22 protein-coding genes and 1 pseudogene are annotated in these 26,109 nt (G+C 31.6%); 5 read left to right on the top strand and 18 right to left on the bottom strand.

Going from position 1 to position 26,109, the window contains the following annotated elements; genetic code table 11:
* Positions 1–37 precede the first annotated feature (37 nt).
* From N524_RS0110540 to N524_RS0110525, 4 genes are all read right to left on the bottom strand, one after another.
* Positions 38–1,555, bottom strand: coding sequence for an ABC transporter permease/substrate-binding protein (locus tag N524_RS0110540; protein ID WP_029056468.1), 1,518 nt, complete (start codon positions 1,553–1,555; stop codon positions 38–40).
* Positions 1,548–2,513 (bottom strand): ABC transporter ATP-binding protein, encoded by a 966-nt coding sequence (locus tag N524_RS0110535; RefSeq protein WP_029056467.1) that lies wholly within the window; start codon positions 2,511–2,513, stop codon positions 1,548–1,550. The genes N524_RS0110540 and N524_RS0110535 overlap by 8 nt, the downstream gene beginning before the upstream one ends.
* Before the next feature lie 241 nt (positions 2,514–2,754).
* Positions 2,755–4,536 (bottom strand): DNA helicase RecQ, encoded by a 1,782-nt coding sequence (recQ, locus tag N524_RS0110530; protein ID WP_029056466.1) that lies wholly within the window; start codon positions 4,534–4,536, stop codon positions 2,755–2,757.
* A gap of 10 nt (positions 4,537–4,546) precedes the next feature.
* On the bottom strand, positions 4,547–6,436 hold the full coding sequence (locus tag N524_RS0110525) for an ABC-F family ATP-binding cassette domain-containing protein (protein ID WP_176745286.1): 1,890 nt from the start codon (positions 6,434–6,436) through the stop codon (positions 4,547–4,549).
* A gap of 102 nt (positions 6,437–6,538) precedes the next feature.
* On the opposite strand from N524_RS0110525, the gene N524_RS0110520 reads away from it, so the two are divergent.
* Positions 6,539–7,354 carry a ZIP family metal transporter gene (locus N524_RS0110520; RefSeq protein ID WP_017637518.1) on the top strand — a complete coding sequence of 272 codons (816 nt, stop codon included), beginning with the start codon at positions 6,539–6,541 and terminating at the stop codon, positions 7,352–7,354.
* 141 nt (positions 7,355–7,495) lie between these two features.
* Here the strand turns inward: N524_RS0110520 and ltaS are convergent, their stop codons facing one another.
* The 7 genes and pseudogenes from ltaS to N524_RS0110485 all read right to left on the bottom strand — a co-directional run bounded on the left by ltaS (position 7,496) and on the right by N524_RS0110485 (position 14,150).
* Complete coding sequence (gene ltaS, locus N524_RS0110515; protein WP_029056464.1) at positions 7,496–9,436, bottom strand: polyglycerol-phosphate lipoteichoic acid synthase LtaS; 1,941 nt, start codon at positions 9,434–9,436, stop codon at positions 7,496–7,498.
* 418 nt (positions 9,437–9,854) lie between these two features.
* Positions 9,855–10,859: a biotin-dependent carboxyltransferase family protein gene (locus tag N524_RS0110510; protein WP_029056463.1), complete on the bottom strand. Its 1,005-nt coding sequence runs from the start codon at positions 10,857–10,859 to the stop codon at positions 9,855–9,857.
* Positions 10,847–11,554, bottom strand: a complete 708-nt coding sequence (locus tag N524_RS0110505; protein WP_029056462.1) for an allophanate hydrolase subunit 1 — start codon at positions 11,552–11,554, stop codon at positions 10,847–10,849. The genes N524_RS0110510 and N524_RS0110505 overlap by 13 nt, the downstream gene beginning before the upstream one ends.
* A 20-nt stretch (positions 11,555–11,574) precedes the next feature.
* Entirely contained in the window at positions 11,575–11,781 is a 207-nt protein-coding gene (locus N524_RS0110500) for a hypothetical protein (RefSeq protein WP_029056461.1), read from the bottom strand.
* A gap of 43 nt (positions 11,782–11,824) precedes the next feature.
* On the bottom strand, positions 11,825–12,433 hold the full coding sequence (locus N524_RS0110495; protein ID WP_017637523.1) for an aminotransferase class IV: 609 nt from the start codon (positions 12,431–12,433) through the stop codon (positions 11,825–11,827).
* Positions 12,433–13,573 (bottom strand): annotated as a pseudogene (locus tag N524_RS12900) (chorismate-binding protein). The gene N524_RS0110495 and the pseudogene N524_RS12900 overlap by 1 nt, the downstream one beginning before the upstream one ends.
* Positions 13,557–14,150 (bottom strand): anthranilate synthase component II, encoded by a 594-nt coding sequence (locus N524_RS0110485; RefSeq protein WP_029056460.1) that lies wholly within the window; start codon positions 14,148–14,150, stop codon positions 13,557–13,559. Before N524_RS0110485 ends, N524_RS12900 begins: the two are co-directional and overlap by 17 nt.
* Positions 14,151–14,558: 408 nt before the next feature.
* Between N524_RS0110485 and queC the strand changes: the two genes are divergently transcribed.
* The 4 genes from queC (at position 14,559) to N524_RS0110465 (ending at position 17,053) form a co-directional block, all read left to right on the top strand.
* Complete coding sequence (gene queC, locus N524_RS0110480; protein ID WP_017637526.1) at positions 14,559–15,230, top strand: 7-cyano-7-deazaguanine synthase QueC; 672 nt, start codon at positions 14,559–14,561, stop codon at positions 15,228–15,230.
* Positions 15,231–15,232: 2 nt separating this feature from the next.
* Positions 15,233–15,652: a 6-carboxytetrahydropterin synthase QueD gene (queD, locus tag N524_RS0110475; RefSeq protein ID WP_029056459.1), complete on the top strand. Its 420-nt coding sequence runs from the start codon at positions 15,233–15,235 to the stop codon at positions 15,650–15,652.
* A complete protein-coding gene (gene queE / locus N524_RS0110470) occupies positions 15,652–16,365 on the top strand; it encodes a 7-carboxy-7-deazaguanine synthase QueE (RefSeq protein WP_029056458.1) in 714 nt (237 codons plus the stop codon). The genes queD and queE overlap by 1 nt, the downstream gene beginning before the upstream one ends.
* Positions 16,366–16,468: 103 nt before the next feature.
* The gene (locus tag N524_RS0110465; protein ID WP_029056457.1) at positions 16,469–17,053 is read left to right on the top strand and encodes a hypothetical protein; all 585 of its coding nucleotides are present in this window, start codon (positions 16,469–16,471) and stop codon (positions 17,051–17,053) included.
* A gap of 119 nt (positions 17,054–17,172) precedes the next feature.
* On the opposite strand, the gene N524_RS0110460 is transcribed toward N524_RS0110465, so the two are convergent.
* The 7 genes from N524_RS0110460 to N524_RS0110430 form a co-directional block, all read right to left on the bottom strand.
* On the bottom strand, positions 17,173–18,279 hold the full coding sequence (locus N524_RS0110460) for a glycosyltransferase family 2 protein (RefSeq protein WP_029056456.1): 1,107 nt from the start codon (positions 18,277–18,279) through the stop codon (positions 17,173–17,175).
* Positions 18,280–18,439: 160 nt separating this feature from the next.
* Positions 18,440–19,282, bottom strand: coding sequence for an aldo/keto reductase (locus N524_RS0110455; RefSeq protein WP_029056455.1), 843 nt, complete (start codon positions 19,280–19,282; stop codon positions 18,440–18,442).
* Between the two features lie 126 nt (positions 19,283–19,408).
* The gene (locus N524_RS0110450) at positions 19,409–20,758 is read right to left on the bottom strand and encodes a hemolysin family protein (protein ID WP_017637338.1); all 1,350 of its coding nucleotides are present in this window, start codon (positions 20,756–20,758) and stop codon (positions 19,409–19,411) included.
* Between the two features lie 249 nt (positions 20,759–21,007).
* A complete protein-coding gene (gene nagA / locus N524_RS0110445; protein ID WP_029056454.1) occupies positions 21,008–22,183 on the bottom strand; it encodes an N-acetylglucosamine-6-phosphate deacetylase in 1,176 nt (391 codons plus the stop codon).
* Between the two features lie 139 nt (positions 22,184–22,322).
* Positions 22,323–24,287 (bottom strand): PTS fructose transporter subunit IIABC, encoded by a 1,965-nt coding sequence (locus tag N524_RS0110440; protein ID WP_029056453.1) that lies wholly within the window; start codon positions 24,285–24,287, stop codon positions 22,323–22,325.
* A gap of 5 nt (positions 24,288–24,292) precedes the next feature.
* Positions 24,293–25,213, bottom strand: coding sequence for a 1-phosphofructokinase (pfkB, locus tag N524_RS0110435; protein WP_017637341.1), 921 nt, complete (start codon positions 25,211–25,213; stop codon positions 24,293–24,295).
* Positions 25,210–25,968, bottom strand: a complete 759-nt coding sequence (locus tag N524_RS0110430) for a DeoR/GlpR family DNA-binding transcription regulator (RefSeq protein ID WP_029056452.1) — start codon at positions 25,966–25,968, stop codon at positions 25,210–25,212. Before N524_RS0110430 ends, pfkB begins: the two co-directional genes overlap by 4 nt.
* Positions 25,969–26,109 lie beyond the last annotated feature (141 nt).

Below are 26,109 nucleotides of genomic sequence, written 5' to 3'. Positions count from 1 at the left end.
ATTACATGTTAGCGTTAAGGTTATACTTAAGTTATGCTTATTTTTTCAAAAGCCCTTCTTTTTCTAAATAATCTTTTGCTACTTGATAAGGATCTTTTTTCTTCACTGTTACTTTATAGTTCATTTCTTGCATATCTTCATCAGAAATTTTTCCAGCTAGTTTGTTAAGTGGTTTTTTCACTTCTGGATGGTCTTTTAAGAATTTCTCTTTAAACATTGGTGCACCTTGGTATGGTGGGAATACATGTTTATCATCTTTTAACACGACCATATCATATTGTTTTAATTCGGCATCTGTAGAATATGCATCAATTAAATTGATGTCTCCTTTATTCACTGCTGTATAACGTAGTTTAGGTTCCATTGTTTTTACATTAGATATGTTTAGTCCATAAGATTTTTTAACAGCTTTAAAACCATCTGGTCTATCATTAAATTCTAAAGTAAATCCTGGCTTCAATTGATCTTCTACTTTAGATAAGTCACCAATTGTTTTAATGTTATGTTTCTTAGCAAAATCACGTTTGACTGCTAAGGCATAAGTATTATTATATTTCATTGGTTTCAGCATAGTCATATCAAATTTTTTCTCAAGACTTTGCTTAGCTTGTTGATATACTTGTGATTCTTTTTTAGATTTTAAATCCTCTTTTGTCAATTCACCTAAAACAGTACCTGTAAATTCTAAATAACCATCGATATCATCTGATTTCAAAGCATTAAATAAGAAGGCTGTCTTGCCCATGCCGTCTTTTACTTCAACTGTATCATCCGTATCTTGTTCAATTAAAATTTTATACATGTTTGTAATAACAGAAGGTTCTGAACCTAATTTTCCTGCAAGGGTAATTTTATCGCCTTTTTGAGCAAATAGCGGTACTATAATTGCAATCATAATAATAACAACCATTGTACCTAAAACAATCATTAGCTTTTTGTACGATAACTTTTCCATAAATCTTAATACAACATCAAATAAAATGGCTAATAATGCTGCCGGAATCGCACTTATTAAAATTAATGACGCATCATTACGGTCTATCCCTAGTAAAATTAAGTCACCTAGGCCACCAGCACCTATTAATGCTGCTAACGTTGCTGTACCGATAATTAATACCATAGCTGTTCTAATCCCTGCCATAATCACTGGCATTGCAATGGGAAGTTCCACCTTCGTTAAGCGTCTTATAGGTTTCATACCAATACCTTTAGCCGCTTCAACTAATGATGGGTCTACTTCATTTATACCAGTATATGTATTACGTAAAATTGGTAGAAGCGCATATACAACAAGTGCGATAATAGCTGGTACTCTTCCTATTCCGAATAATGGAATCATTAAACCTAATAATGCGAGTGAAGGAATAGTTTGCAATACAGCAGCAATATTCATTACTATCTCTGATGTCTTTTTAGTTTTAGTTAATAAAATACCTAATGGTACTGCTATAATAGTAGCAATTAATAATGCAATAAACGAAATTTGAATATGTTCAATAATCGTTGAGAGTAACTGTCCTTTACGTTCACCTAAAGTTTGCCAAAATTCATGCATTATCGTTACCCTCCTTTGTTACAGACAAATACTCAAACACGTCTTCTCTCTTTAACAAGTTTTTTTGTTGTGATTGTTCATCAACAACTATAACAGCTTCATTAGCTATCAATGTTTGATAAATATCCTCTAAATATTGCTGATTACTTATTTCAGGATAATTATTCATTACTGAAACTTCATCTAGTGGACGATCAATACTCAATTCTTTTAATTGCACTTTGGATTTATGTCTATTTAAATGGTTACCCATAAATTGTTTTACAAATTCACTTTGTGGTTGTTGCTGAAAACCTAAAGGTGTATCAATTTGTTCAACATGACCATCATTTAGTAAGCAAATACGATCTCCCAATTTCATTGCTTCTTGAATGTCATGTGTTACAAATACAATCGTCTTTTTGATTTTTGTTTGTAGCTCAATTAAGTCATCTTGGAGCTTTTCTCTACTAATTGGATCTAACGCACTAAATGGTTCATCCATAATAATAACCGGTGGATCTGCTGCTAATGCACGTACTACACCAACACGTTGTCGTTGTCCACCTGACAGTTCATCTGGCATTCTATTTTTATAAGTTTCCGGTTCTAATCCAACCATTTTTAATAATTCATCAACTCTTGCATCGATATCTTTATCTTTCCATTTCTTCATTTGAGGTACTTGAGCTATATTCTCTTTAATAGTCATATGTGGAAATAATGCAATCTGTTGTAACACATACCCAATATCCCATCTCATTTCATATACAGGATAATCACTGATGGGTTTATTATTAAAATAAATATATCCTTCACTTAACGGTATTAATCGGTTAATCATTTTTAAAGTCGTCGTTTTCCCACAACCTGAAGGTCCAATTAATACGAAAAATTCTCCTTCTTTTATATTAAAACTCACATCATCTATAGCTACATGATTGCCGTATCGTTTCGTTACGTTCTTAAATTCAATCACAACTTCACCTTCTTTAATCTAACCTAATAGACATTTTCGTTTACTATACCCTTTTTCTATACTTAAACACAATTAAAAATAATTAACTTTTTTGTATTTTGTAAATCAAATAAATCTATAACATAAATTCTTATTTCGTTAGTTTTTTAAATAAATATAAAAACTCGATAAATTTTATGTATGTTCCTTAAAATTTATCGAGTGGATTGATTATATTCAATTTTATTCAGTATATATTCTGTTAAATACTTGTTTTATAAGACTGTATTCTTTCCAAAAATTGAGGACAATAATGTTTTAGTTTATAACTTCCTACTCCATCAATATTAATCATATCTTGTTTTGATTCTGGCTTTCGTTTAGCAAATTCTTCTAATGTATAGTCTGAGAAAATACTTACCGGCGCTATACCTAGTTTATCACTTAATTGCTTTCTAACTTTAACTAATTCACTAAATAATGCTCTATCTACACCCTCTACTGTATTGATATAAACTTTTTCTTTAGATTTTTGTTTAAACGGTGTAGTAAAGACTTTTGTATCATTATTTAATAACTTTTTAACTGATTTATCGCAAATAAGTATTTCATCATTTTCATTTAAAAATCCTTTAAATCTTAATTCATCAATTAAATGACTTAATTCAGATGTTGTGTACGATTTCATGATACCGTGAGTTGTTAATTGATTATAATCATTATATTTAATGTAATCTGTTATTTCCCCACGTAGGACTTGGATAATAACACTATAACTTTCTTGTTGTCGCATACGTGCCACACAACTAATAATCATCTTTGCTTCTCTTGTCATATCATATGTTTTATTTTCTTGAATACAATTACTACATTGTTTGCATTCTTCTAACTTTTCATTAGGTTCAAAATAATGCACAATTGTTGCTTCTAAACATTTTTTCGTTTTGGTATATTGGATCATTTTAGTTAATTTTTCGCCCATTTTTTCTTTATAATCATCATCTGCTTGAGATACTGTTATAAAGTATTCATGTAGCCCTCTATCGCGTTCACTGAATAATAAAATACATTCACTTTTCAATCCATCACGTCCAGCACGACCTGCTTCTTGATAATATGATTCCAAATCTCCTGGCATATTATAGTGAATGACGAACCTAACGTTAGATTTATCAATACCCATACCAAATGCATTTGTAGCAATAACAACATTTACACGATCGTATAGAAAGTCATTTTGTGCCGCTTCTCTCTCCTTATTCGTTAAACCAGCATGATAAATAGTACATTTTACTTTATGACTATCAAGCACCTCTTGTAATTCTTCTACTTGTTTTCGTGTTGAACAATAAATAATACCCGCTTCTTCATCGTGATCTGTTACATAATCTACGACAAATTTTTGGCGTTGATAAGTTGGATTAACTTTGAAAATTAAATTACGACGTTTCGTACTTGTTTTGACTTCATCTTGACTGTTAATGTTTAACTTTTCCATGATGTCTTGTTGTACTTCTGCTGTTGCTGTAGCTGTTAATGCAACAATTGCAAAATCTTGAGGGAGAGTGAACACTTTCTGAATAACGCTTTGGTAACTAGGTCTAAAATCATGTCCCCACTTAGAGATACAGTGTGCTTCATCAAAAGCTACTAAATGAATATTTACTTTTCGTAATTGACTCAAGAAATATTGATTTTCAAAACGTTCTGGTGCTACATATAAAAATTGAATTTGCCCATTGATTAACTTTTGTTCAATTTCTTTTTGCTGCTTTTGAGTCAAACTACTGTTAATAAATGCTGCATTAATCCCCATTGCTTTTAATTGGTCTACTTGGTCTTTCATTAAAGATATTAATGGACTAATAACAATTGTAGTCCCACCTAACATCAATCCAGGCACTTGATAACATATAGATTTACCACCACCTGTTGGTAATACACCTAATACATTTCTATGATCCATAATTTTCGATATAATTTCTTCTTGTCCGGGTCGAAATGTATCGTAGCCAAAATAATGCGATAAAGTTTCTTGCATGATTAAATTCCCCTTATTGTTCTTTTAATTCTTCGAGTTCACTCCATCTATTGATGTCAGCATCATACGTTGTTTCTAATTGTTCTTTTTCTTCGTTTAATTCTTTAATTTTTGCATAATCAGCACTAGCTTCTACCATTTCTTCATCAATTTCAACTAACCTAGTTTCAGTTTGATCAATTCGTTTCAACAGTGCTTCATATTCACGTTGTTCTTTATATGATAGACCAGATTTTTTACGTGTTTGTGGCTTAGTCTTTGATTGATTTGTAGCTTGTTTCTCGATTGCTACTTGTTTATCTTGAGATTTTTTATAGGCTTCGTAGTCTTCAAATGAGCCAATTATTTTTTCCATTATTCCATCATGGATATACCAATATTCCTGCGCGACTTTATTAAGGAAATATCTATCATGGCTAACAGTTATAACTGATCCACCAAATTCATCTATATAATCTTCTAATATTGTTAATGTCTCAGTATCTAAATCATTAGTAGGTTCGTCTAATAATAAAACATTAGGCTTATGTACTAGTAATCGTAATAGATAAAGACGCTTTTGTTCTCCACCTGATAATTTATATACTTTTTTACCATGTGTTGAACTAGGGAAAAGAAATCGTTCGAGTAATTGTGTTACCGAAACGGAAGTGCCATCTTTTTCCATTGCAACTTCACTTTCTTCTCGAAGATAATCAATCATTCTAATATCTCTGTCTAAAGTTTCTTCAGTTTGTTTAAAATAGGCAACTTTAACTGTTTGCCCTACCTTTAAAGTACCTTCGAACGATTGTTCTTCAGAAGCTAGAATATTTAATAGTGTCGTTTTACCTGCACCATTAGGTCCTACAATTCCAATTTTCTGCCCATTTTGTATTATTTCAGTAATATCTTTGAATAGCATCTTGCCATTGATAGATTTAGACACATGCTCTAATTCATAAACCTGTTTACCAAGTCTAGAGTAAGCCAAATTTAACTGTGCTTTATCTTGTTTAGTTTGTTGTTTTACTTCAGATTCTAAATCGCTAAATCGATTAATACGAGCTTGTTGTTTCGTTGTTCTTGCTTTAGCCCCTGCTCTCATCCATGCTAACTCTTGTTTATATAGTGCCTTTTGCTTTGCTTGTTGTTTTTGTTCAATTTCTTCATTTTCAGCTCGCATTGCGATGTAATCTTCATAATTACCTGGATAAGTTTTTAATTTACCTCTGTCTAATTCAATAATTCTAGATGATACTTCATTTAAAAAGTATCTATCATGAGTTACGAATAATACTGTATAGGGATATTGTTTCACGTAATTGATAAGCCAATTAATTGATTCAAAATCCAAATGGTTTGTAGGTTCATCTAACAATAATAAATCAGGTTGTTCAATTAAAGTCTTAGCTAATACAACACGTTTTTGTTGACCACCTGATAATTCTTTAACGAGTTTATTCGTCTCATTGATTCCTAGTTTAGATAGGATGGTTTTAATTTCTGCATTATAATCCCATGCATCTTTGCGATCCATCATTTCTTGTGCATTCATCATGACTTGAAATTGTTTGTCAGTTTGATCTTTTGAATATTGATTTACAGCTTGTTCATACTCTTTAATAATTTTTAAAGTTGGTGTATCAGAACTTAGTACTGCTTCAAAAACAGTCATTTCACCATCTAAATCTTGTTTTTGAGATGAATAGCGAATTCGATAATTATTAGGATGAGTGATATCGGCTGTAAAATCTTCGTCTAGATTACCTATAACTTTTAGCAAAGTACTTTTACCTGTACCATTAATCCCAACGAGACCAATCTTTTCATGCTCAGATATTGATAAATTTAAATCATCGAATATCACTTTATCTGCATAGGATTTATTTAAATGTTCAATTTTATATGCTTCCATGCTTATCTTCCTTTTACTATCGAATTTTCAATATAAATTTGTTAAGATTAAATCAGTTCTATATATTATACACCTTTTTAAGCTTAAATGATATAAGGAGACCTAGTTATGGCAGAATTCTTCGAAAATTTGCCTCCTCATTTTCAAGCTTTAATTGCAGGAATCATTACATGGTTATTAACAGCACTTGGTGCAGCTTCTGTTTTTATTTTTAAATCTGTAAATGACAAAGTGTTGAACTCTATGCAAGGGTTCGCCGCAGGTATTATGATTGCTGCGAGTTTTTGGTCTCTACTACAACCCTCAATTGAATTTAGTAAAGATTCGGCCGTACCTTGGCTACCAGCCGCAATTGGTTTCTTATTCGGTGGTTTCTTTATTCGTGGTTTAGATTTTGTCATACCACATATTCACAGAAATGCTAAAGATAAAAATCAACAACAAGAAGGTATTCAAACATCATTGAGTAAAAATGCGCTTCTCGTTTTAGCCATTACATTACACAATATTCCTGAAGGTTTATCAATCGGGGTAGCATTTGGTGGTGTCGTATCAGGTAATGGTACTGCTACATTTTTAGGAGCAATTGGCTTAGCTATTGGAATTGGTATCCAAAACATTCCAGAAGGTGCAGCGCTATCAATGCCAATTAAAGCAGCGGGTTCTTCAAGTTGGCGAGCTTTCAACTATGGACAAGCTTCAGCAATTGTAGAACCAATATTTGCTATGATTGGTGCAGGTGCGGTACTAATTATCACACCAATGCTTCCTTATGCGCTTGCTTTTGCTGCAGGTGCAATGATATTTGTTGTCGTTGAAGAGCTTATTCCTGACTCTCAATCAGGTAATAACACAGATTTAGCTACATTAAGTTTAATGCTTGGATTTGCCATTATGATGATATTAGACGTTGCATTAGGCTAATCATCATTGGTTCTTTTCTAATCATTAAATATGCAATTTCCATATAAAAATTCCTATAAATAGAGTTTTAAAACGAAGGCAAATAGAACAAAAAATCCGAATTGAGCAAATACGCTCAATTCGGATTTTAATTTATATCAATTACTTTTTCTCATTACCTTTAGGTCCTGTTTTATATTCATACTTCGATGGATTTACTTTTTTGAAATCTGGATTTTTATAGAATCTGAATAAATCTCCATTAAGTAAACTATCATTCATTTCTAAGTCTTTTTCAACTTGTTTTTTATTCTTCTCGAAGTCTTTTGGTTTTTTAGTTAATAATTCATTATCCTTATTAGAATATAACTTACCATTTACATATTTGTAGTCTTTAGTAATGAAATCACCATTTCTGAATGGTACTACATCGTTATGTTGTTTAGAGAATAAATCAGTACCAAACATAATATAGTTCTTAGTATCGATACCAGCAAGATGTAAAATTGTTGGCATTACATCTGTTTGACCTGCATATTCTTTATTAATGCCGCCAGATTTACCTGGAATTTTCAACCAGAAACCAGTACGGTTTAAATCAGTAAATTTAGCTGGTGTAATCTTCTCACCTAATAATTTTTCCATAGCATTATTATGATTTTCAGAAATACCATAGTGGTCACCATAAATCATAATTACTGAATCATCATATAGACCTTTTTTCTTCAGATCAGTTACATATTCTTCTAATGCTTGGTCTAAATAGTGTGCTGTTTGAATATAACCATCTACAGTTGAATCACCTGTATTAGGTTTATCAATTGAAGCGTCTTTCTCATCTAATGTAAATGGATAATGGTTAGTCAATGTAATTAGATGTGAATAGAATGGTTTTTTCATTTTAGCTTGATAATTCGCTGAATCATGGAAGAATACTTTATCTTTTAAACCTAAGTTAACAACATTGTCATCTGACATATCATAATATGTTGCATCATAGAACTTATCTATACCAAAATGTTTATAAATTTGATCACGGTTCCAGAATGTTTTGTAGTCACCATGCATAACATTTGAAGTATAACCTTGCTTTTGATCTAAAATAGCAGGTAATGATTGATAAGTATTGTCACCTTTTAATGAATAGGCTGAACCTTGTGGTAACCCATATATACTATTATCCATTGTCAACTCTGCGTCAGATGTTTTACCTTGACCAGTTTGATGGAAGAAGTTAGGGAAGTATGTGAAATCTTGTTTACCACTTGATAACTTATTCAAGAATGGTGTTACTTCTTTACCATTTACTTTCTTATTAATTAAGAAAGTTTGGAAACTTTCCAAATGAATTTTGATGATATTTTTCTTTTTAGCTGCACCATAATATTCTTGGTTTGGCTCTGTTCGTTTTTGTTTCGTGTAATTCAACACTTTAGTTAAGTCATCTTCTGATGCTAATGCCTTTTGCTGATTGTTTTCAATCGTTTTGACACCATCGTATACAGTGAAGTTAAATGGTCCTAAATACTTAACTAAGTATTTATGGTCGAATGTACGAGTTAATAGTTCTGGACGATCTGTTTCCGCAAAAGCTAAGTTTAAAAAGAATAGTGCGACTGATACAGCCATAACAACTGGCACAAACTTTTTGCTAAACGCTTTTGTACTTAACCATTGACGTTTAAAAATCAGAATAAATAGGTAAATAATTGTATCAATGAAGTATACAAAGTCATACCATTTAAATGAAGCACCTAATGCACCGCCCATTGATTCAACGTTACCTGCTTGATTCAATGTACTAAATGTTAAAAAGTCAGAGAAAAATCTGAAATATACAACGTTAGCATATAGTAAAAACGTTAATAAGAATCCTCCAACAAAAATGAACCAGAAAGCCTTTTTACCTTTAAAGAATAGGAACACACTTAGTATGAGTGCAACTAAACTGTATGGATTCATCAGTAATATTAAGTTTTGTACTAACCCTTTAACACCTAAAGAAAAATCAACATAATAGGAAAAATACGTCTTCAAGGTGATAGTAAATACCATCATCAGGAAAAACGCAAAAAGACTTATCTTCTTTTTGTGAGAACTCATGTTTGTTTCCTCCGTTAATTGTTAATAAATCATCAATATCAGAAACTCTAAACAATGCCATTTCCAACTTATTTACAAGTTATCTTCAATGATTTAAAACAATCTATAATTTTAAAAATTCACTAAACATTTTATTTTGACGTTAAAAATAGCTAGTAGATTAATTTATTAACTAGCTACTATATAATTGATGTTAATTTTTTATTAAGATTAATATGACGAATGTAATCATATTGTAACAAAATACATAGCTCAATATATTAATATAAAGGAAGTCAACCCAAATATCAAGTAAAAACACACTTTTAGAAATGTTTACTCTCATTATCATACTCATCAATTCGTTTATTCATATATTTTAATTATTGATTATATTTATAGACATCAGTCTTAAGCATGAACTTTTTTACTATATAATTTATTTTAGCATTTCCAATTGCATTCGATATTCTATACCATGGAACAGTTGATTTAACCAATTACTGTATTTTATTAAATTTTTCTCTGCTGTTTCAATATCAATAAATTGAAATTTCAGTTTAGAACCTGTTGGTTTCTGTGCTAGTTTTGTTAAATGGTAGCTCGCAATTGTCCCAATTTGAGGATAGCTACCTAATGTATAGTGATCATTTAATAAAATGATTGGTGTTCCATCCCTTTTAACTTGGATTGTTCCTCGTTTAACAGATTGATGCGCTGGCATATCTTCATAATAAGCTTTCACTTTTTGTCCTTCTAATATCATTCCCATTCTATTAGCTTTGCTTGATACTTTGTAATTATTCAAAGTAAAGCGTTGCAATACATTCTCTTTAAAATCTTCTGAACCTTTGTTTCTAATAACATGAAATACATCTGACATATAATTAAAAGATAGCGCGTAACCGTCAACGCCCCAATCTGTTTGTCGTTTGTCTGAGAGATTCTCAAATAGTTTTTGATGACGATCGCTATATTGTCGTTTCATTTCGATTTGATCACCATCTTTTAATTGTCTACCTTCATATCCTCCCATTTTCACATTAAAATCTGTAGAAGTTGAACCTAACCATTCTTCTAAATCAAAACCTCCACCAACAGCTAAATATACACGTGATGTTCGACTCGTTTCTTCAAATCTCAAAACATCATCTTTTTTCATTAAATAAAGCTTATATGGGTAAATTTTCATATTTTTCGTTTCAGCTTTAAAATTTCCACCTGCCAAAGCAATTAAAGTAGGTTCAGTAAATCTTATCTTCGGCATTTTTTGAGTCATTTCTAATGTTGCTTCATTTTTATCATTAGCAACTAAGCGATTAGCGATTTCATGCGATAAACTATCTAGCGCACCACCAGGAATTACTCCATTATGTTCATAGCCGTGTCTCCCAAAATCATGAAAACTACTAAAAAGACCACTATTTTCTATTATGATTGACATGTCTTCAAGTCTCCTATATTCAAATCGTTTTTCTCTTTTGCAATAAATTGAACATTGTCGCCTAATTTTAAAAGGGCAAAATTCGTTTTATTAGGGAAGAAAAGTTGTAATGGTGTGTAGCCTATAACTAACCAATCATTGTAGGTATCAGTTGTAACGATGCCACATTTCTTTCCTTCTATAACAACAGAACCTGCTGGGATAAATTTCTTTTTAGTACTAGTATGATTTACATATAATTTTTTATTCATACCTGTTAAATATGGAAATCCTGGTGAGTAGCCCATCATTGATACAAAATATTCGCTTCCTGAATGAAGTTGTATAAATTGAGATTTATCGATTTTAAAATGTTTTAACAAAGCGTCTAAATCTGGTCCGTACTCATCTCCGTATACTATAGGGATTTGAATAGGCTCTTTATTTTGAACATTATGTGATATTTCTAATTGAATCGATTCTATTAGTGCTTTCATATATAAGAAAGGTGATTGTATATGGTGATGTTTAATCATATCTCGTGCATCATATATAATCATCATATCCGATTCTGTTGGAACTATTTCTGTGATGAACGGATAGTTTCTTTCATTTAAATATGTTCTCAAGGCTAATAAATCTTCTGTAAGATCCTTAGACACCTTTTTCTCTATAGATACTACGATGGCTTGATCGCCTTGACTATAAATTTTCATACCTTCACCTCAAAAAGTCTTTATTGATGATAAAATACGTTCATACGTTCAATAACAATAGGCATAAGTGATTTAATCAAAAAATAAACTAATATAATGGCACATATTGTAGTAATCGTTGCAACAACACGTGCTAATATATATGAATTTTTGTGTATTAATCGATCAATAATCACTTTATTAACAACCGTTACAACTACTAATATTACTATCCATACTAATGCCATTATTTTCTCCGTTTATTATGATTTACTATTCTTAAAATTAATTTTAAAGATAAATTGTTACATCGGCAACCTCTCGAAGGCTATTCAACAAAAATACTTCTATTTCGTTACCTTTTACTTTCTTTATAAAATCATCAATATAATAATTTTTCTCTTTCAATTTACCATGGTCAATTAAATACTGACGCATACATCCTAATAAAAAATCTTCATTATATTGCGGTGTATAATAGTTACCATTTTCCTTAATCATTATATTGCCGATATCAAATTCTAAAATCTTTCCATTTTTATTATATATAAGAGCTAAGTCTGTATCTAAACGATACGTTACATGATTACGATTAGATGTCTTATTGATTTTAGTTAAATGAGAACTACCATTATGTTCAGGTACTATTGTTGCAGTAAATTGAGACTTAGAAGATAAAGGGGCTACTACATATTCTAATTCTCCATTTTCTTCTAACATTACTTTTAAGCGATAAATACCTTGATTATATTGATGTTGAATAGTTTGAATCAAGTCATCCCATTTAGATTGATCAAATGGGATATTAAGCATTTTACTAGATCGTTGTATTCTGTCTTCATGATATATTAAACGTGAGATTTGGCCTTTTTCCAATTTCATCGTTTCAAACAAATACATTATAATCTCTCCAATATTTTAGTTTTATCTTGGAATTCTTGAACTTCTGAATCAGGATTGGAGTTAATTGTAATTCCAGCACCAACACCATAAATAGCTTGTTGATGTCGGTATTCAATTGTACGAATTGGTATATTAAAAATCATTTTGTCATTTGGCATTAACAATCCTATTGTTCCACAGTATATATACCTTGGTCTTTGTTCTAATTCTTTAATAAATCGCATTGTATTAATTTTGGGTGCACCAGTAATAGAGCCACAAGGGAAAATAGCTCCTAATATTGATTCAAGTGTCACATTAGTTGATAACTTTCCGGCTACCATACTCGTCATTTGATATACAGTGTGATACGTTTCTATAAAAAATAATTTATAAACTATAATAGAACCTGTTTCTGCAATTCGAGATATATCATTCCTTAGTAAATCGACAATCATCACATTTTCCGCTTTATCCTTATCTGATTGTTGTAATTGAAGATAATTATTATGATCCTCTTTATCATTGTCTCCTCTTGGTATAGTCCCTTTCATGGGCTTACTAACAATGATATTATCTTCATTTTTAAAATGACCTTTTTGAAAGAATAATTCCGGAGAAATGGATGCGACACTGACTTCATCCGTATCTAGTAGCACCGTATAATTACCATTTCCTGTTGCTGTTAATTGTTCGTATAACTTTTCAATAGGATAATAAATATTGTCAGTTAAACGTGACGTATAATTAACTTGATATGTATCGCCTTCAACAATAGCTTGTTGGATATGTCGAATTTTCTCTTTCATTTGATGTTTAGATTCTACAAATTGAAAATCATGTTGATTATCGTATGGTGTACTATTGGGTGATTTATATTGTAATTCTTTTGCTGAATTGAAACTATAGGCAACCGCTAATATATCTTTATCTTCTATTTCACATACAGCCAGGATTAAAATAACGTGCCGCTTCATATGTTAAATATAAAGCCACAAAATAACCTTGTTGCTGTTGTGTTTCAGCAAATTGTACAACTTTGCCAACTTCACTTAACTGAGTGGCAATACATTTCTTGTGATAATCATTTAATTGAATATGATAGGTTTCATAGTTGTCTTCATCTATATAATAGCGATAATTAAATTCTATATTCACTGTTCTCACCTACGATTTCAAGGAAATTTTGAATTTGGTTATAACCATGCTCACTTAAAATTGATTCAGGATGATACTGTACTGCAAAGATTGAATACTGTTGATGTTGCAAGCCCATAATTACACCATCTTCACCTATTGCTGTGACTTTTAATTCATTTGGTAACGTTTCTTTATCTGCCATAAGAGAATGGTACAGCATAACATTGAACGAATGAGGTATACCCTTGAAAATACCTAATTGTTGATGACTGAGTTTTGTAGTATGACCATGTATCGGATTATTGCGATGTACAATCTTACCACCAAAATATTCATAAACAACTTGAAAACCTAGACACACTCCTAATATAGGAACTTGTTGATAAAATGTTTCAATCACCTTAAACAATTTGGGGTAATCACTTGGTCTTCCAGGGCCTGGTGAAATAAAAATGGCATTGGGGTTAAATGCAACTAACTCTTCTAATATTAAATCATCTATGTCAATGACTTTAATTGGTTCCTTAGTAGCTATTTTAAAATAGTTTATTAAATTATATGTAAATGAATCTTTATTATCTATCACTACTATCATAATTTCGCTCCATTTAATTAATATTATTCAATCATTTCATTAAATCACAGTTAGGTGCATGACTTATTGTAAAAACGTGTCATGCTTGCTATTAAACTACTTATTGTAACTGACTTATATATATCTTTAACACTATTATCACAAAAATTCTCTTGATTTTACATATGAATTAGTTTATTCTATGGTGCGTACAAAATATATTTATCAGAGGTTCCTAGCCGAAACCCTCTATAAAAAACTAGACACTGAATTTAATTTCAAATTATAAATAGACATATCTTTTTAACTTTTTATATTAAAATTATATGTGTATTCATAATCTTTCGTCTATCTTTTTTATAGAGATAGGCTTTTTTTATGCTTAAAATTTCGGATCTAATAACCAAAGATAAACTGGGGGAAATATGAATGGTTCAAGATAAATTAGATAATAACAAAGCTATCGTCGTTTTCAGTGGTGGTCAAGACAGTACGACGTGTTTATTCTACGCAAAAAAACATTTCAAGGAAGTTGTACTTGTTACATTCAATTATGGTCAAAGACATGATACTGAAATTGAAGTGGCTAAAAAAATTGCACAAGAGCAAAATGTAGAACATCACATTTTAGATATGTCACTTTTATCTCAGCTAACACCTAATGCCTTAACACAACATGATTTAAAAATCGAAGAGACAGAAGATGGTATTCCAAACACCTTTGTACCAGCACGTAATTTACTATTCTTATCATTTGCTGGCGCATTAGCTTATCAAATTAAAGCTAAGCATATTATTACCGGAGTTTGTGAAACTGACTTCTCTGGTTATCCTGATTGTCGTGATAGTTTTATTAAATCAATGAATGTGACTTTAAGTTTATCAATGGATCGTGATTTCGTTATTCACACGCCTTTAATGTGGTTAGATAAAGCACAAACATGGGAACTTGCTGATAACCTTGGTGTGTTAGATTACATTCGTGAAAATACATTAACATGTTATAACGGTATTATTGGAGATGGCTGTGGCGAATGTCCTGCCTGTCAACTTAGATCACGAGGGCTTGAACAATATCTTGAACAAAAAGGAGTAAAATAAGTATGCTACAACAAATTTATCCTAGTGTTAGTCACCCATATCAATTCGAACTTAATAAAGATTTTAACTTTTCAGCAGCTCATTATATTCCAAGCGAAGATGCTGGAAAATGTATGCGTACCCATGGTCATACGTATTTTGTAAATATTACTATCGTTGGAGATGAATTAGATCACAATGGCTTTTTAGTGAATTTCAGCGATTTAAAACAATTGATTCATGGACAGTTCGACCATTATTTACTTAATGATTTAGTAGAGTTCAAAGGCAAAAGTCCTTCTACTGAAATTGTCGCTCAAACAATTTATCAAATGGTTCAATCATACCTTAATGAACAAGATAATAATCCTAAGTGCGTTCAAGTATACTTGCGCGAGACGCCTACAAGTTATGTCGTATTTCGTCCTAAGGATGAGCAATAATGGCTAAAATACCTGTATTAGAAGTCTTTGGTCCAACCATTCAAGGAGAGGGTCGTGTTATAGGTAGAAAAACAATGTTTGTACGCACTGCAGGTTGTGATTATCGTTGTAGTTGGTGTGATTCAGCCTTTACTTGGGATGGAAGCGCAAAAGAAGATATTCAATTAATGACTGCTGAAGAAATATATGCCAAATTACGTGAAGTTGGTGGAGATAACTTTAACCATGTAACGATTTCTGGTGGTAATCCCGCTCTTATAAAAGGAATTCAAGAATTGGTTGATCTATTCGAAACACATCATATTCAAACCGCTCTAGAAACTCAAGGTAGTAAATTCCAACCTTGGATGACTCAAATCAATGATTTAACTATCAGCCCTAAACCACCAAGTTCAAAAATGAAACCTAATTTAGATATTTTAGATAGCGTTATTGAGCAATGCGTACCTGAATCATTAAATTTAAAAGTGGTCATCTTTGAGGAAGATGATTTTGATTTTGCTAAAATGATTCATCATCGTTACCCTACTATTCCTTTCTATTTACAAGTAGGCAACCCATATTTAGATGATAATGTTGATAACCATACTGCCAAATTACTACAACGCTATGAAAGTTTAGTAGACGGTGTAATGACAAGTAGTGATATGAACAATGTTTACGTATTACCTCAATTGCATACTTTATTATGGAGTAATATGAAGGGTGTTTAAAATTTAGTTAATATAACTTTAACATTTTCGAGTGTTATATAATGATTAACTTTATATTAATTGATATAATAATTGAATGAAATATTGCGGATAGGAGCACATCATGATTCTATATTTATTAATTAATATTGCCGTAGTATTGCTCATAGTCGGACTTGATTTATATTTTCACCAATTTAAACAACTTAGATTTAGCTCCATATTAATAGCTATTTCTCTTAATGCCATTATTGATTTGTTTATCGTGTCAAAATATAATTTCATATCAATCTATACGATGATTTTGTTAATTGCATGGGCATTATTACAACTCTATTTAAACAAAAAAATTCATCCTTTTATCATAAAAGATCAAAAATTTATCGCAATGATATTTGCAATTGTAGTGAGTTTATCTCAGTTTATTACAAATATATCAAGTGAACAGTCACTCTACATGTCATTACCATATTTAGCACCTGCAATTTTTCTTATTGGTGCCATTTTATTATTTGTAGGTACGTTCGAATCATCAGAACTTGAATATTTACCATTTTTAAAATCTATTAAATACCCACTTACAATTGGTACAATTATAATTATGATTGCGTTTATTGCTATGATGATACTTACACCATTTTGGTATGTATTTACTATTATATATGTACTATTCATGTTGTTTATCATCTGGCAACATATATTTAAGTAACATTTATCAACTTATAAATGTTACTTTTTTTATTTATTCAATTATAAAATCATTAAAGTCTCAGCCACAATATTAAAAACTCACAAGTATAAGTGATATCCCTATACTTGTGAGTTTATTTAATGTACATGCTCTTTATATTTTTCGTTATTTTGTGAAGATTGGTATGACGTTTGTTGTCTATTTAAATCTAATCTTTTAATTTGATTATAGTGATGTGTTTGTTCTTTTTTAGCTTCAGTAGTTTTTAAATTATCATTTGTGTTATGTGCTTCTGATTCTTGATCAGGTTCTATATTCGTAGCTTGAACTATATATTTAGGTCGGCGTTTCACTTCATAGTAGATACGTCCTATATATTCACCAATGACACCAATCGACATCAACTGAATACCACCTAATAGTAAAATCGCTGCAATAGTAGTGAAGTAACCAGGTATATTAACACCAGAAATCATTATATTGATTAGTAAATATACGATATAAAGAACACTTAAAGAAAATGTGAACATTCCAAGATAAATCATCATTCTCAATGGTTTATTATTAAATGAAATTAAACCATCAATTCCGTAGTTAAGTAATTTAGCAAATGACCATTTTGATTCACCTGCTTCACGTTCTACATTTTGATATGTGAACACTTTCGTATTATAACCAATCCATTCAAATAACCCTTTTGAAAAACGATTATATTCATCCATAGATGTAAGTGACTGTACTGCACGTTTACTTAATAGCCTAAAGTCTCCTACACCGTCTTCAAATTGGATATCTTCTACAAAGGCGTTAATTAACTTATAGTACATGCGAGTCATTGATTTTCTCGCAAAATTTTCACCTTTACGATCACGCTTAGCAATTACTTGATCATAACCTTCGTTATATCCTTCAATCATTTGTGGAATAAATTGAGGTGGATGTTGAAGGTCTGCATCTATCATTATAACTGCGTCACAACTATGACTGTGTTGATAACCAGCAATCATAGCAGCTTCCTTACCAAAATTTCTACTAAACGAAATATATTTTACTTGATGATCTTCAAGTGCCAGACTTTGTAGATGATCAATAGTTGAATCTTTACTGCCATCATCTATGAATAGCAAATCGTATTCGTATTGCTTATCCACGCTGTCTTGTTTCATTATTTCAGTCAATTTTTCATATGTCTTTAATACGACTTCCCCTTCGTTAAAACAAGGAATGATGACCCTTATCTTCATTCAACGACATCCTTTTCTACAAAATGGTTTAGTATAAGTTTATCAAGTAGTAAATAAGATAATCTAGTTAAAGCCCTTGTATTTACAAAATCTTAATATCGCCTTAATGTTACTCATACTCTCTTTCTATCATTAAATTTTTACTTAAAACTCAATACATTTATTTTAAATCTCCTATAGCTACTTCATCTGGATCTTTACCTTGTCTAGCATTTTGGTTTAAGCTATCGATTTGAGCTACATCTGTAAGTTCAAGATTAAAATCTAAGATATCATAGTTTTCTTTAATACGACTTGGCGTCTTAGACTTAGGAATAATCATTCGATTATGTGCTAAATGCCAACGAAGCACAATTTGTGCAGGTGTTTTCTTATATCTTTTAGCCATATCTAAAATTACTGGATCATCTAATAAACCTCTATTTCTCATTAATGGCATCCACGCAGTGACTTTAATATCGTGATCATCACAATATTGTTGTAATTCATGTTGGTTAAAATACGGATGTAATTCGATTTGATTAATTTGAGGTGTAATATCAGTTTCCTGCATTAATTTTTCTAAATGATGTTGTTTAAAATTACAAACACCAATTGCTTTGACTTTTCCTTCATGGTATAACGTTTCTAATGCTTTATAAGATTCAATGAACAAGCCATTGTCTTCGCAAGGCCAATGAATTAAAAACAAATCTAAATAATCTAATCCTAGATTTTCTAACGATTTGTTAAAATATTGAATCGTACTGTTATAACCTTGGTAATCATTCCATAATTTAGAGGTAATAAATAAATCTTCTCTGTCAACATCAGTTTGACTAAGTGCACGGCCGAGCGCTTGCTCGTTACCATAGAAATATGCCGTATCAAAAGCACGATAGCCTGCTTCAATTGCTGAATTGACCACTTCATTCATTTCGTCATCAGTTATTTTATACACACCTAATCCAATTGAAGGCATAGGATAACCATTATTTAAGTATTGCGTATCATTAATTGTCATTAATATCCCACTCTTTCTCTTAATCTAGTTGTTCACGTTAGTAAGAATTTGTATACCATAATATATTACACGTAAGTAAAGACGCTTAAACATTGAAGTTTAAGCGTCTTTTGATTATTTATATTATTATTCAGATTGTTCATCTTCTGAATTGATATCGTAAGTTGGACGTTCTTGGTTATATTCATACTTTAAAGTTACCCAAATAATTTGGTGGTTTTCTATTTCAGAAATAATCCAACGATCATACTCAGTATCAACAAAGTCATCTTTTTGTAAGTTTGTATTTTCAGATTGTAACCATCCGCCTATAGTATCAATATCTTCAGAGTCTTCGAATTCTATACCAAATTTTTCATTTAGATCATCTAGTAGTACACGACCATTAATTTGATATTTATTATCCTCTAATTTAACGATATCATTTACTTCATCATCGTCAAATTCATCTCTGATTTCACCGACGATTTCTTCTAAAATATCTTCCATAGTTAAAATACCTGCCGTACCACCATATTCATCAATAATTAAACTAATATGAACATGTTCACGTTGCATTCTTACTAGTGCATCACTGATGCGCGTCGTCTCTGAGATCATAGGTAATTCATGGATATAGTTAGCAATCTTAATCGTTTTACCTGAAGCATATTCAGTTAAAAATTCTTTAACGTTTATAAACCCTTTGACATGGTCTTTATCGCCATCTTCAGTGATAGGGTAACGTGTAAATTGATATTCTTTAATCGTTTCTAAAAGCTCGTCTACATTAAATGGTTCATTCAATGTAATCATTTGAGTTCGGGGTACCATAATATCTTTAGCTTGTCTTTCATCAAAAGAAAAGATATTTTGCATATATGCAAGCTCTGTTTGGTTGATTTCTCCACCATTATAACTGTTATTAATTATAATCTTAATTTCTTCTTCTGACATTGCATCAGTTTGAGCATCAGGATCTACGCCAAACATTCTAATGATAACTCTCGCTGAACCATTCATTAACCAAATTAATGGTTTCATAACATTACCGAAATAATATAATGGTCTAGCATAAAGTAAAGCCATTTTCTCAGTATGCTGAATGGCAAATGACTTAGGCGCAAGTTCACCCAGTACAACGTGTAAATATGTTACTACTATAAACGCAATAACAAATGAAACTGTTGTTGTTAAAGCACTAGGTAAGTGCATTAATTCAAATAATGGATGTAATAATTTATCAAATGTTGGTTCACCTAACCAACCTAATCCTAATGAAGTTACTGTTATACCTAATTGACAAGCAGATAAATAATAATCTAAGTTGCTAATCATCTTTTTAACGACTTTAGCACCACTATTACCTTCCTCTGCCAATTGTTCAATACGCGTCGATCTTACTTTAACTAATGCAAATTCAGATCCGACAAATACTGTAGTTAATGCAATTAAAAGAAAAAATACTATTAAACTAATTATGGTCGTAGTTTCCAATTATTTCCCTATTTCTAGGGATTCACCTCCGTATTATATGTGTCACACATGGTTAACACGTAATTAAAATTTTCGAATTGACTTGAATTATATTTACATGCTAAGGCCTTCCCATTGCGACACCCCCTAAAAAAATGTAATTGATTTAATTCTATCATAGAATTTTTATATATTGTTGATTTATGTTTATAGATTTACAACATAACATTTAAAACTAATATCCCCTTTTAGTCAAGTTATTCATTATGACTAAAATGTATGCGGCTGTCCATTTTTAATTGTTGTCTTTACATTGATATTATCGTCAACGATAACTATATCTGCATCTTTTCCCTCTTTAATACTACCTTTTGTTCTATCTATTCCTAATGCTTTTGCTTGGTTCCAACTTGTTACTCGCCATAAATCTTTGATTGAAGCGCCAGTGTATGACATTATGTTACGTAAACCATCATTCATTTTTAAAATACTACCTGCAAGTGCACCTGTATCTAGTCGTGCTTCACTATTACGTACAATGACGTTTTGACCACCTAAATCATATTCACCTTCTGGCATACCTTTTGCTCTCATAGCATCTGTAATGAGATATAAATGTTCATTACCTTTATTTTTATATGCCAATGCTACTGCAGCAGGATGGGAATGAATACCATCTACAATAATTTCAGTATTTAAATTTTGATTTAACCAAGCTGCACCAAAAACACCTGGATCTCGATGACCAAAACCAGTTGCAGCATTATATAAATGTGTAATGTGTTTAGCACCATAATCAACAGCATTGTTTGCTTCTTCAAAAGTCGCCACAGTATGTCCCATTGAAAATATAATGTCATTATTGAGCGATTTTAAAGTGTCTATTGCACCTTCAACTTCTGGTGCAAAGGTTATAATTTTAATTAATTGATTTGCAGTTTGTTGAAACTGGTTTATTTTATCAGCCGTTGGTCTTTGAACATATTTGGGATGCTGAGCGCCAACTTTATGTTCAGATATAAATGGTCCTTCAAGATGTATGCCTACGATTTCAGCGGCTTGTTGTACGTCTTGAATTTGATGATAATTAGATATATTTTGTAGTGCTTGTTTAATACTTTCATCTGATTGTGTCATCGTTGTCGCTAAAAATGACGTCGTTCCTTCTGATAATAACTGTTCGGCTAGATGTTTCAAGCCCTCTTGTGACGCATCCATAGCATCTTCACCATATCCACCATGAATGTGTATATCGATAAATCCTGGAATAACATGATGTCCTTTAGCGTCTATTGTTAGGTATTTTCCTTTAAGTTCATTTAATCTCTCTATATTAAAATTCGAACCAATTTCTAATATTTTTCCATCTTTAATATGTATATAACCTTGTTCAATTTTTTGGCTTTCAGTATATATTTGCCCATTCACAATGATATATTCTTCCACTACTAATACCTTCTTTTCTAATTCATTTAATACGATTGTTATTTTACTATAACCTTTAAATTTATTCATATCATACAGTTCAATAAAGTTATTAAAAATAAAATACCCTTGTCGAATTAACGACAAGGGCTTGAATCTATTATTCATCCATAGCTTTTGAAGCTTCAATTTCATTTTCAGTTAATTTTGGTTTTAAGAAACCGTAGATTAGAGCAGAAATGATTGTACCAATCACAATAGCTAATAATGTTTGTAAAATATGACTGAAATCAGTTGTTGCAATAACAAAGATACCACCATGTGGGGCATTAATTCTTGAACCTAAAGCTAATGCTATAGCACCACTTATGCCTGAACCAATCATCATAGATGGAATAACTCGAATTGGGTCAGCTGCTGCAAATGGTATAGCGCCTTCAGTGATGAATGATGCGCCCATTACATAGTTAGGAACAATTGAACCTCTTTGTTCTTTAGTAAATTTCTTTCTAAATAATAGCATAGCAGTTGCAATTGCTAATGGTGGAATCATACCACCTATCATAGCTGCTGTAATCGGTGCTGCATTTCCTTCAGTAAGTGCAGCAGTTGCGAATACATATGCTGCTTTATTGAAAGGTCCACCCATATCGATGGCCATCATTGCACCAATAACTAAACCAAGTAACATAATGTTTGAACCTGAAAGACCATTTAATCCGTTTAATAATAAATTGTTCAACCATGAAGCTGGTGGATTAAATACATAAATCATTAGCAATCCAGTTACAAGTACAGATAGTAATGGATAAATTAACGTTGGTTTTAAACCTTCTAATGCTTGAGGTAAATTACGTGTAATATATTTAATACCTTGTGTTAAGTAACCTGCTAAGAAACCTGCAATAATACCGCCAATAAAGCCTGAATCACCTGAAATAGCTAACATACCACCGACTAAACCAGCTGCAAATCCTGGCTTATCTGCAATACTACGAGCAATGAAACCTGCTAATACTGGAATAATTAAAGCAAAGGCACTGTTTTTACCAATATTCCATAGTTGTTCTGCAAAAGCATTGTGTTCAGCGCTCTTTGGATCAAATGAGTTAGGTCCAATAATAAACACGATAGCCATGATGATACCACCAGCAATAACTAATGGTAGCATGTTAGAAACACCATTCATTAAGTGTTTATAAAACGCTTTTCCTGGACTTAATTTTTCTTCATTATCATCTTTGTTACTTGATGATCTATCTCCGCGGGCAACAAATGGTTTACGACTAGTATCTAATGCTGTGTTAATTAATTCTTCTGGACGTTTAATACCATCTGCTACTGGTACTTCTACTACATTTTTACCATCGAAACGGTCAGTTTCAACATGTACGTCTGCTGCTACAATAATACCAGAAGCTTTTTCAATATCTTTTTCAGTTAAATGGTTTTTAATACCACTAGAACCATTCGTTTCAACTTTAATTTTTATGCCCATTTTCTCAGCTTGTTTTTTCAATGCGTCACGAGCCATATAAGTGTGAGCGATACCTGTTGGACAAGCTGTTACTGCAAGTACATATGGTTCATTATCTTCTGTTGAACCATCAGCTGCTGCAGCCGCTTCAGCTTCATTTTGTTGTGCTTCTGCTTCTTCTTCTTTTGTAGCTTCATCATCAGCATTATCGATAATTTGTAATACTTCTTCTGGTGAAGAGGCATTGATTAATTTTTCACGTACGTTTTCATCCATTAAAATACCAGATAATTTAGCTAAAGCATCTAAATGCGTTTGTGCCCCACCTTCAGGAGCGGCAATCATAAAGAATAGGTGTGCAGGTTGCATATCTAAGCTTTGATAATCCACGCCTTCCTTAGATTTACCAAATGCGATTGCTGGCGATTTAACCGCTGCAACTTTCGCATGTGGAATGGCAATCCCTTCACCAATTCCTGTTGTACTTTGAGATTCACGATTATGAATGGCTTCTTTAAATGATGGTACATCACTTAATTTGCCAGCTTTATCTAGTTGATTCACTAACTCATCAATAACACCATTTTTATCTGATGAAGATAAATCCATTGCTATCGTTTCTTTTGTCAATAATTCTGTTATTCTCATATTATTCACTCCCCATCAAGTACAGAAATCGTAACTTGTGATTTTATATTTTCTATTGCATCTTTTGTAGCTAAATCTGCGTCAAATGCGGTAGCTGTTCCTGAAGCAACGGCTTGTTTAAATGCATCTTCTATTGATAATCCTGTAGCCAAACCTGCTACCATCCCAGCAACAGTACTATCACCTGAACCAACAGTATTAACTACTTTCCCTTGAGGGTTAACTGCTTTAATACTACGTTCGCTATCTACATAAATTGCACCGTCCCCGCCTAGTGAAACAATCACTGACTGTGCACCTTTATCTAAAATTTGTTTACCGTATTTAATGACGTCCTCGTCATTTTTAATTGAAGTATTAAACATAACTTCAAGTTCGTCTTTATTCGGTTTTATAAATAATGGATTATATTCTAAAACCGTTTCAACTAATTCTTTTTCTGCATCTACTACTAATTGAGCACCAGTTTGTTGAGTGATTTTCGCAATTTGTGCGTAGGCGTCACTTGGAATACTTTTCGGTACACTTCCTGCTACGATAACAATATCTTCTTTGTTTGTTTTCTTAATTTGATCTAATAGTGATTGAAATTGAGCATCTGTTACGTTAGGTCCTTGTGCATTTATTTCTGTTTCTTTGCCAGTTTTTAACTTAACGTTAATGCGTGTATCTTCATCTACTTGAACGAAATCAGTTTGGATATCACTATCTTTTAGTGTCTGAGCGATAAAGTCACCTGGAAATCCACCTGCAAAACCTAATGCAGTAGAATCAACATCTAAAGTCTTTAATACTCTAGATACATTAATACCTTTGCCACCTGCAAATTTATTTGTATCTTTAGCTCTATTTAATCCATCTATTTGGAAGTCATCTACAAACATGACATAGTCTATCGATGGATTGAATGTAACTGTATATATCATAAAATTCCTCCTAAAAATCGATATTGCTTTCTAAAATCATCATTGACATGGTTTTCAATGCCACGTTTAGACGTAATGATTTGAGTATTGTCACGTGCTGGAACCCTAGCAAAATAAACTTGATTGAACTTAGTTTCATCTACAACGACAAAGCTTTCATTAGAAAGTCGCATCGCAGTTTCTTTTATTAATGCTTCTTGTTCATCAGGTGTCGTTAATCCATATTTCTCATCTATACCATTCATTCCGATGAAAGACTTATCAAAGCAATAACGTCTCAAAGTTTCTAAAGCGCTAGATCCAACAGTAGCAAAAGTATTCGCCTTAACTTGACCACCCAACATTAACGTTTTAAAGCCTTTTTTAAGTAATTGTTCAACGTGTGTTAAACCATTTGTTACAACGATGATTTCTTTTGCATCTATGTAAGGTATCATTTCTAACGTTGTTGAACCTGCATCTAAAAATATACAGTCATTATCACTAATTTGTTTCGCAGCTTGTCTAGCAATTTCTTTTTTCTCTTGTGAGTTTTGCGTTAATTTTTCTTTTAATCTTGGTTCTACTATTCGATTATGACCAATCGTCGCACCACCGTGGATACGTTGTAATTTCCCTTCTTGTTGTAACTTTGATAAATCTCTTCTAATAGTAGAAGAACTACAACCTGTTCTATCCATTAATTCTTGGAGTGTAAGAAAATCTTTATTCTTTAATTCTTGTAAAATTAAGTTGTGTCGTTTCTCAGATATCAAAGTAACCACCCCATTTCACTTATCATTATAATGAGTACGCTTTCAAATTTCAATCATAAATTGTCAAAATCAATCAAAAACAATCATATTGTGACAAAAATAACACAGAAATATATGTAATCGTCAAAATTCAACTTATTA

This window comes from Staphylococcus sp. URHA0057 (assembly GCF_000620265.1).
Taxonomy (GTDB): Bacteria; Bacillota; Bacilli; order Staphylococcales; family Staphylococcaceae; genus Staphylococcus; species Staphylococcus pasteuri.
The sequence above is the reverse complement of the archived record's forward strand: the minus strand, read 5'-3'. Positions and strand labels throughout refer to the sequence as shown.

Excerpts from the sequence above, each read along its gene's own strand:
- N524_RS0110540 (WP_029056468.1), bottom strand. The coding sequence starts at position 1,555 with ATGCATGAATTTTGGCAAACTTTAGGTGAACGTAAAGGACAGTTACTC.
- N524_RS0110510 (WP_029056463.1), bottom strand. The coding sequence starts at position 10,859 with ATGTCAATCATAATAGAAAATAGTGGTCTTTTTAGTAGTTTTCATGAT.
- queD (WP_029056459.1), top strand. The coding sequence starts at position 15,233 with ATGCTACAACAAATTTATCCTAGTGTTAGTCACCCATATCAATTCGAA.
- N524_RS0110495 (WP_017637523.1), bottom strand. The coding sequence starts at position 12,433 with ATGTATTTGTTTGAAACGATGAAATTGGAAAAAGGCCAAATCTCACGT.
- N524_RS0110460 (WP_029056456.1), bottom strand. The coding sequence starts at position 18,279 with ATGAAGATAAGGGTCATCATTCCTTGTTTTAACGAAGGGGAAGTCGTA.
- pfkB (WP_017637341.1), bottom strand. The coding sequence starts at position 25,213 with ATGATATATACAGTTACATTCAATCCATCGATAGACTATGTCATGTTT.
- N524_RS0110520 (WP_017637518.1), top strand. The coding sequence starts at position 6,539 with ATGGCAGAATTCTTCGAAAATTTGCCTCCTCATTTTCAAGCTTTAATT.
- N524_RS0110440 (WP_029056453.1), bottom strand. The coding sequence starts at position 24,287 with ATGAGAATAACAGAATTATTGACAAAAGAAACGATAGCAATGGATTTA.
- queE (WP_029056458.1), top strand. The coding sequence starts at position 15,652 with ATGGCTAAAATACCTGTATTAGAAGTCTTTGGTCCAACCATTCAAGGA.
- ltaS (WP_029056464.1), bottom strand. The coding sequence starts at position 9,436 with ATGAGTTCTCACAAAAAGAAGATAAGTCTTTTTGCGTTTTTCCTGATG.
- N524_RS0110465 (WP_029056457.1), top strand. The coding sequence starts at position 16,469 with ATGATTCTATATTTATTAATTAATATTGCCGTAGTATTGCTCATAGTC.
- N524_RS0110485 (WP_029056460.1), bottom strand. The coding sequence starts at position 14,150 with ATGATAGTAGTGATAGATAATAAAGATTCATTTACATATAATTTAATA.
- N524_RS0110455 (WP_029056455.1), bottom strand. The coding sequence starts at position 19,282 with ATGACAATTAATGATACGCAATACTTAAATAATGGTTATCCTATGCCT.
- N524_RS0110500 (WP_029056461.1), bottom strand. The coding sequence starts at position 11,781 with ATGGCATTAGTATGGATAGTAATATTAGTAGTTGTAACGGTTGTTAAT.
- queC (WP_017637526.1), top strand. The coding sequence starts at position 14,559 with ATGGTTCAAGATAAATTAGATAATAACAAAGCTATCGTCGTTTTCAGT.
- N524_RS0110505 (WP_029056462.1), bottom strand. The coding sequence starts at position 11,554 with ATGAAAATTTATAGTCAAGGCGATCAAGCCATCGTAGTATCTATAGAG.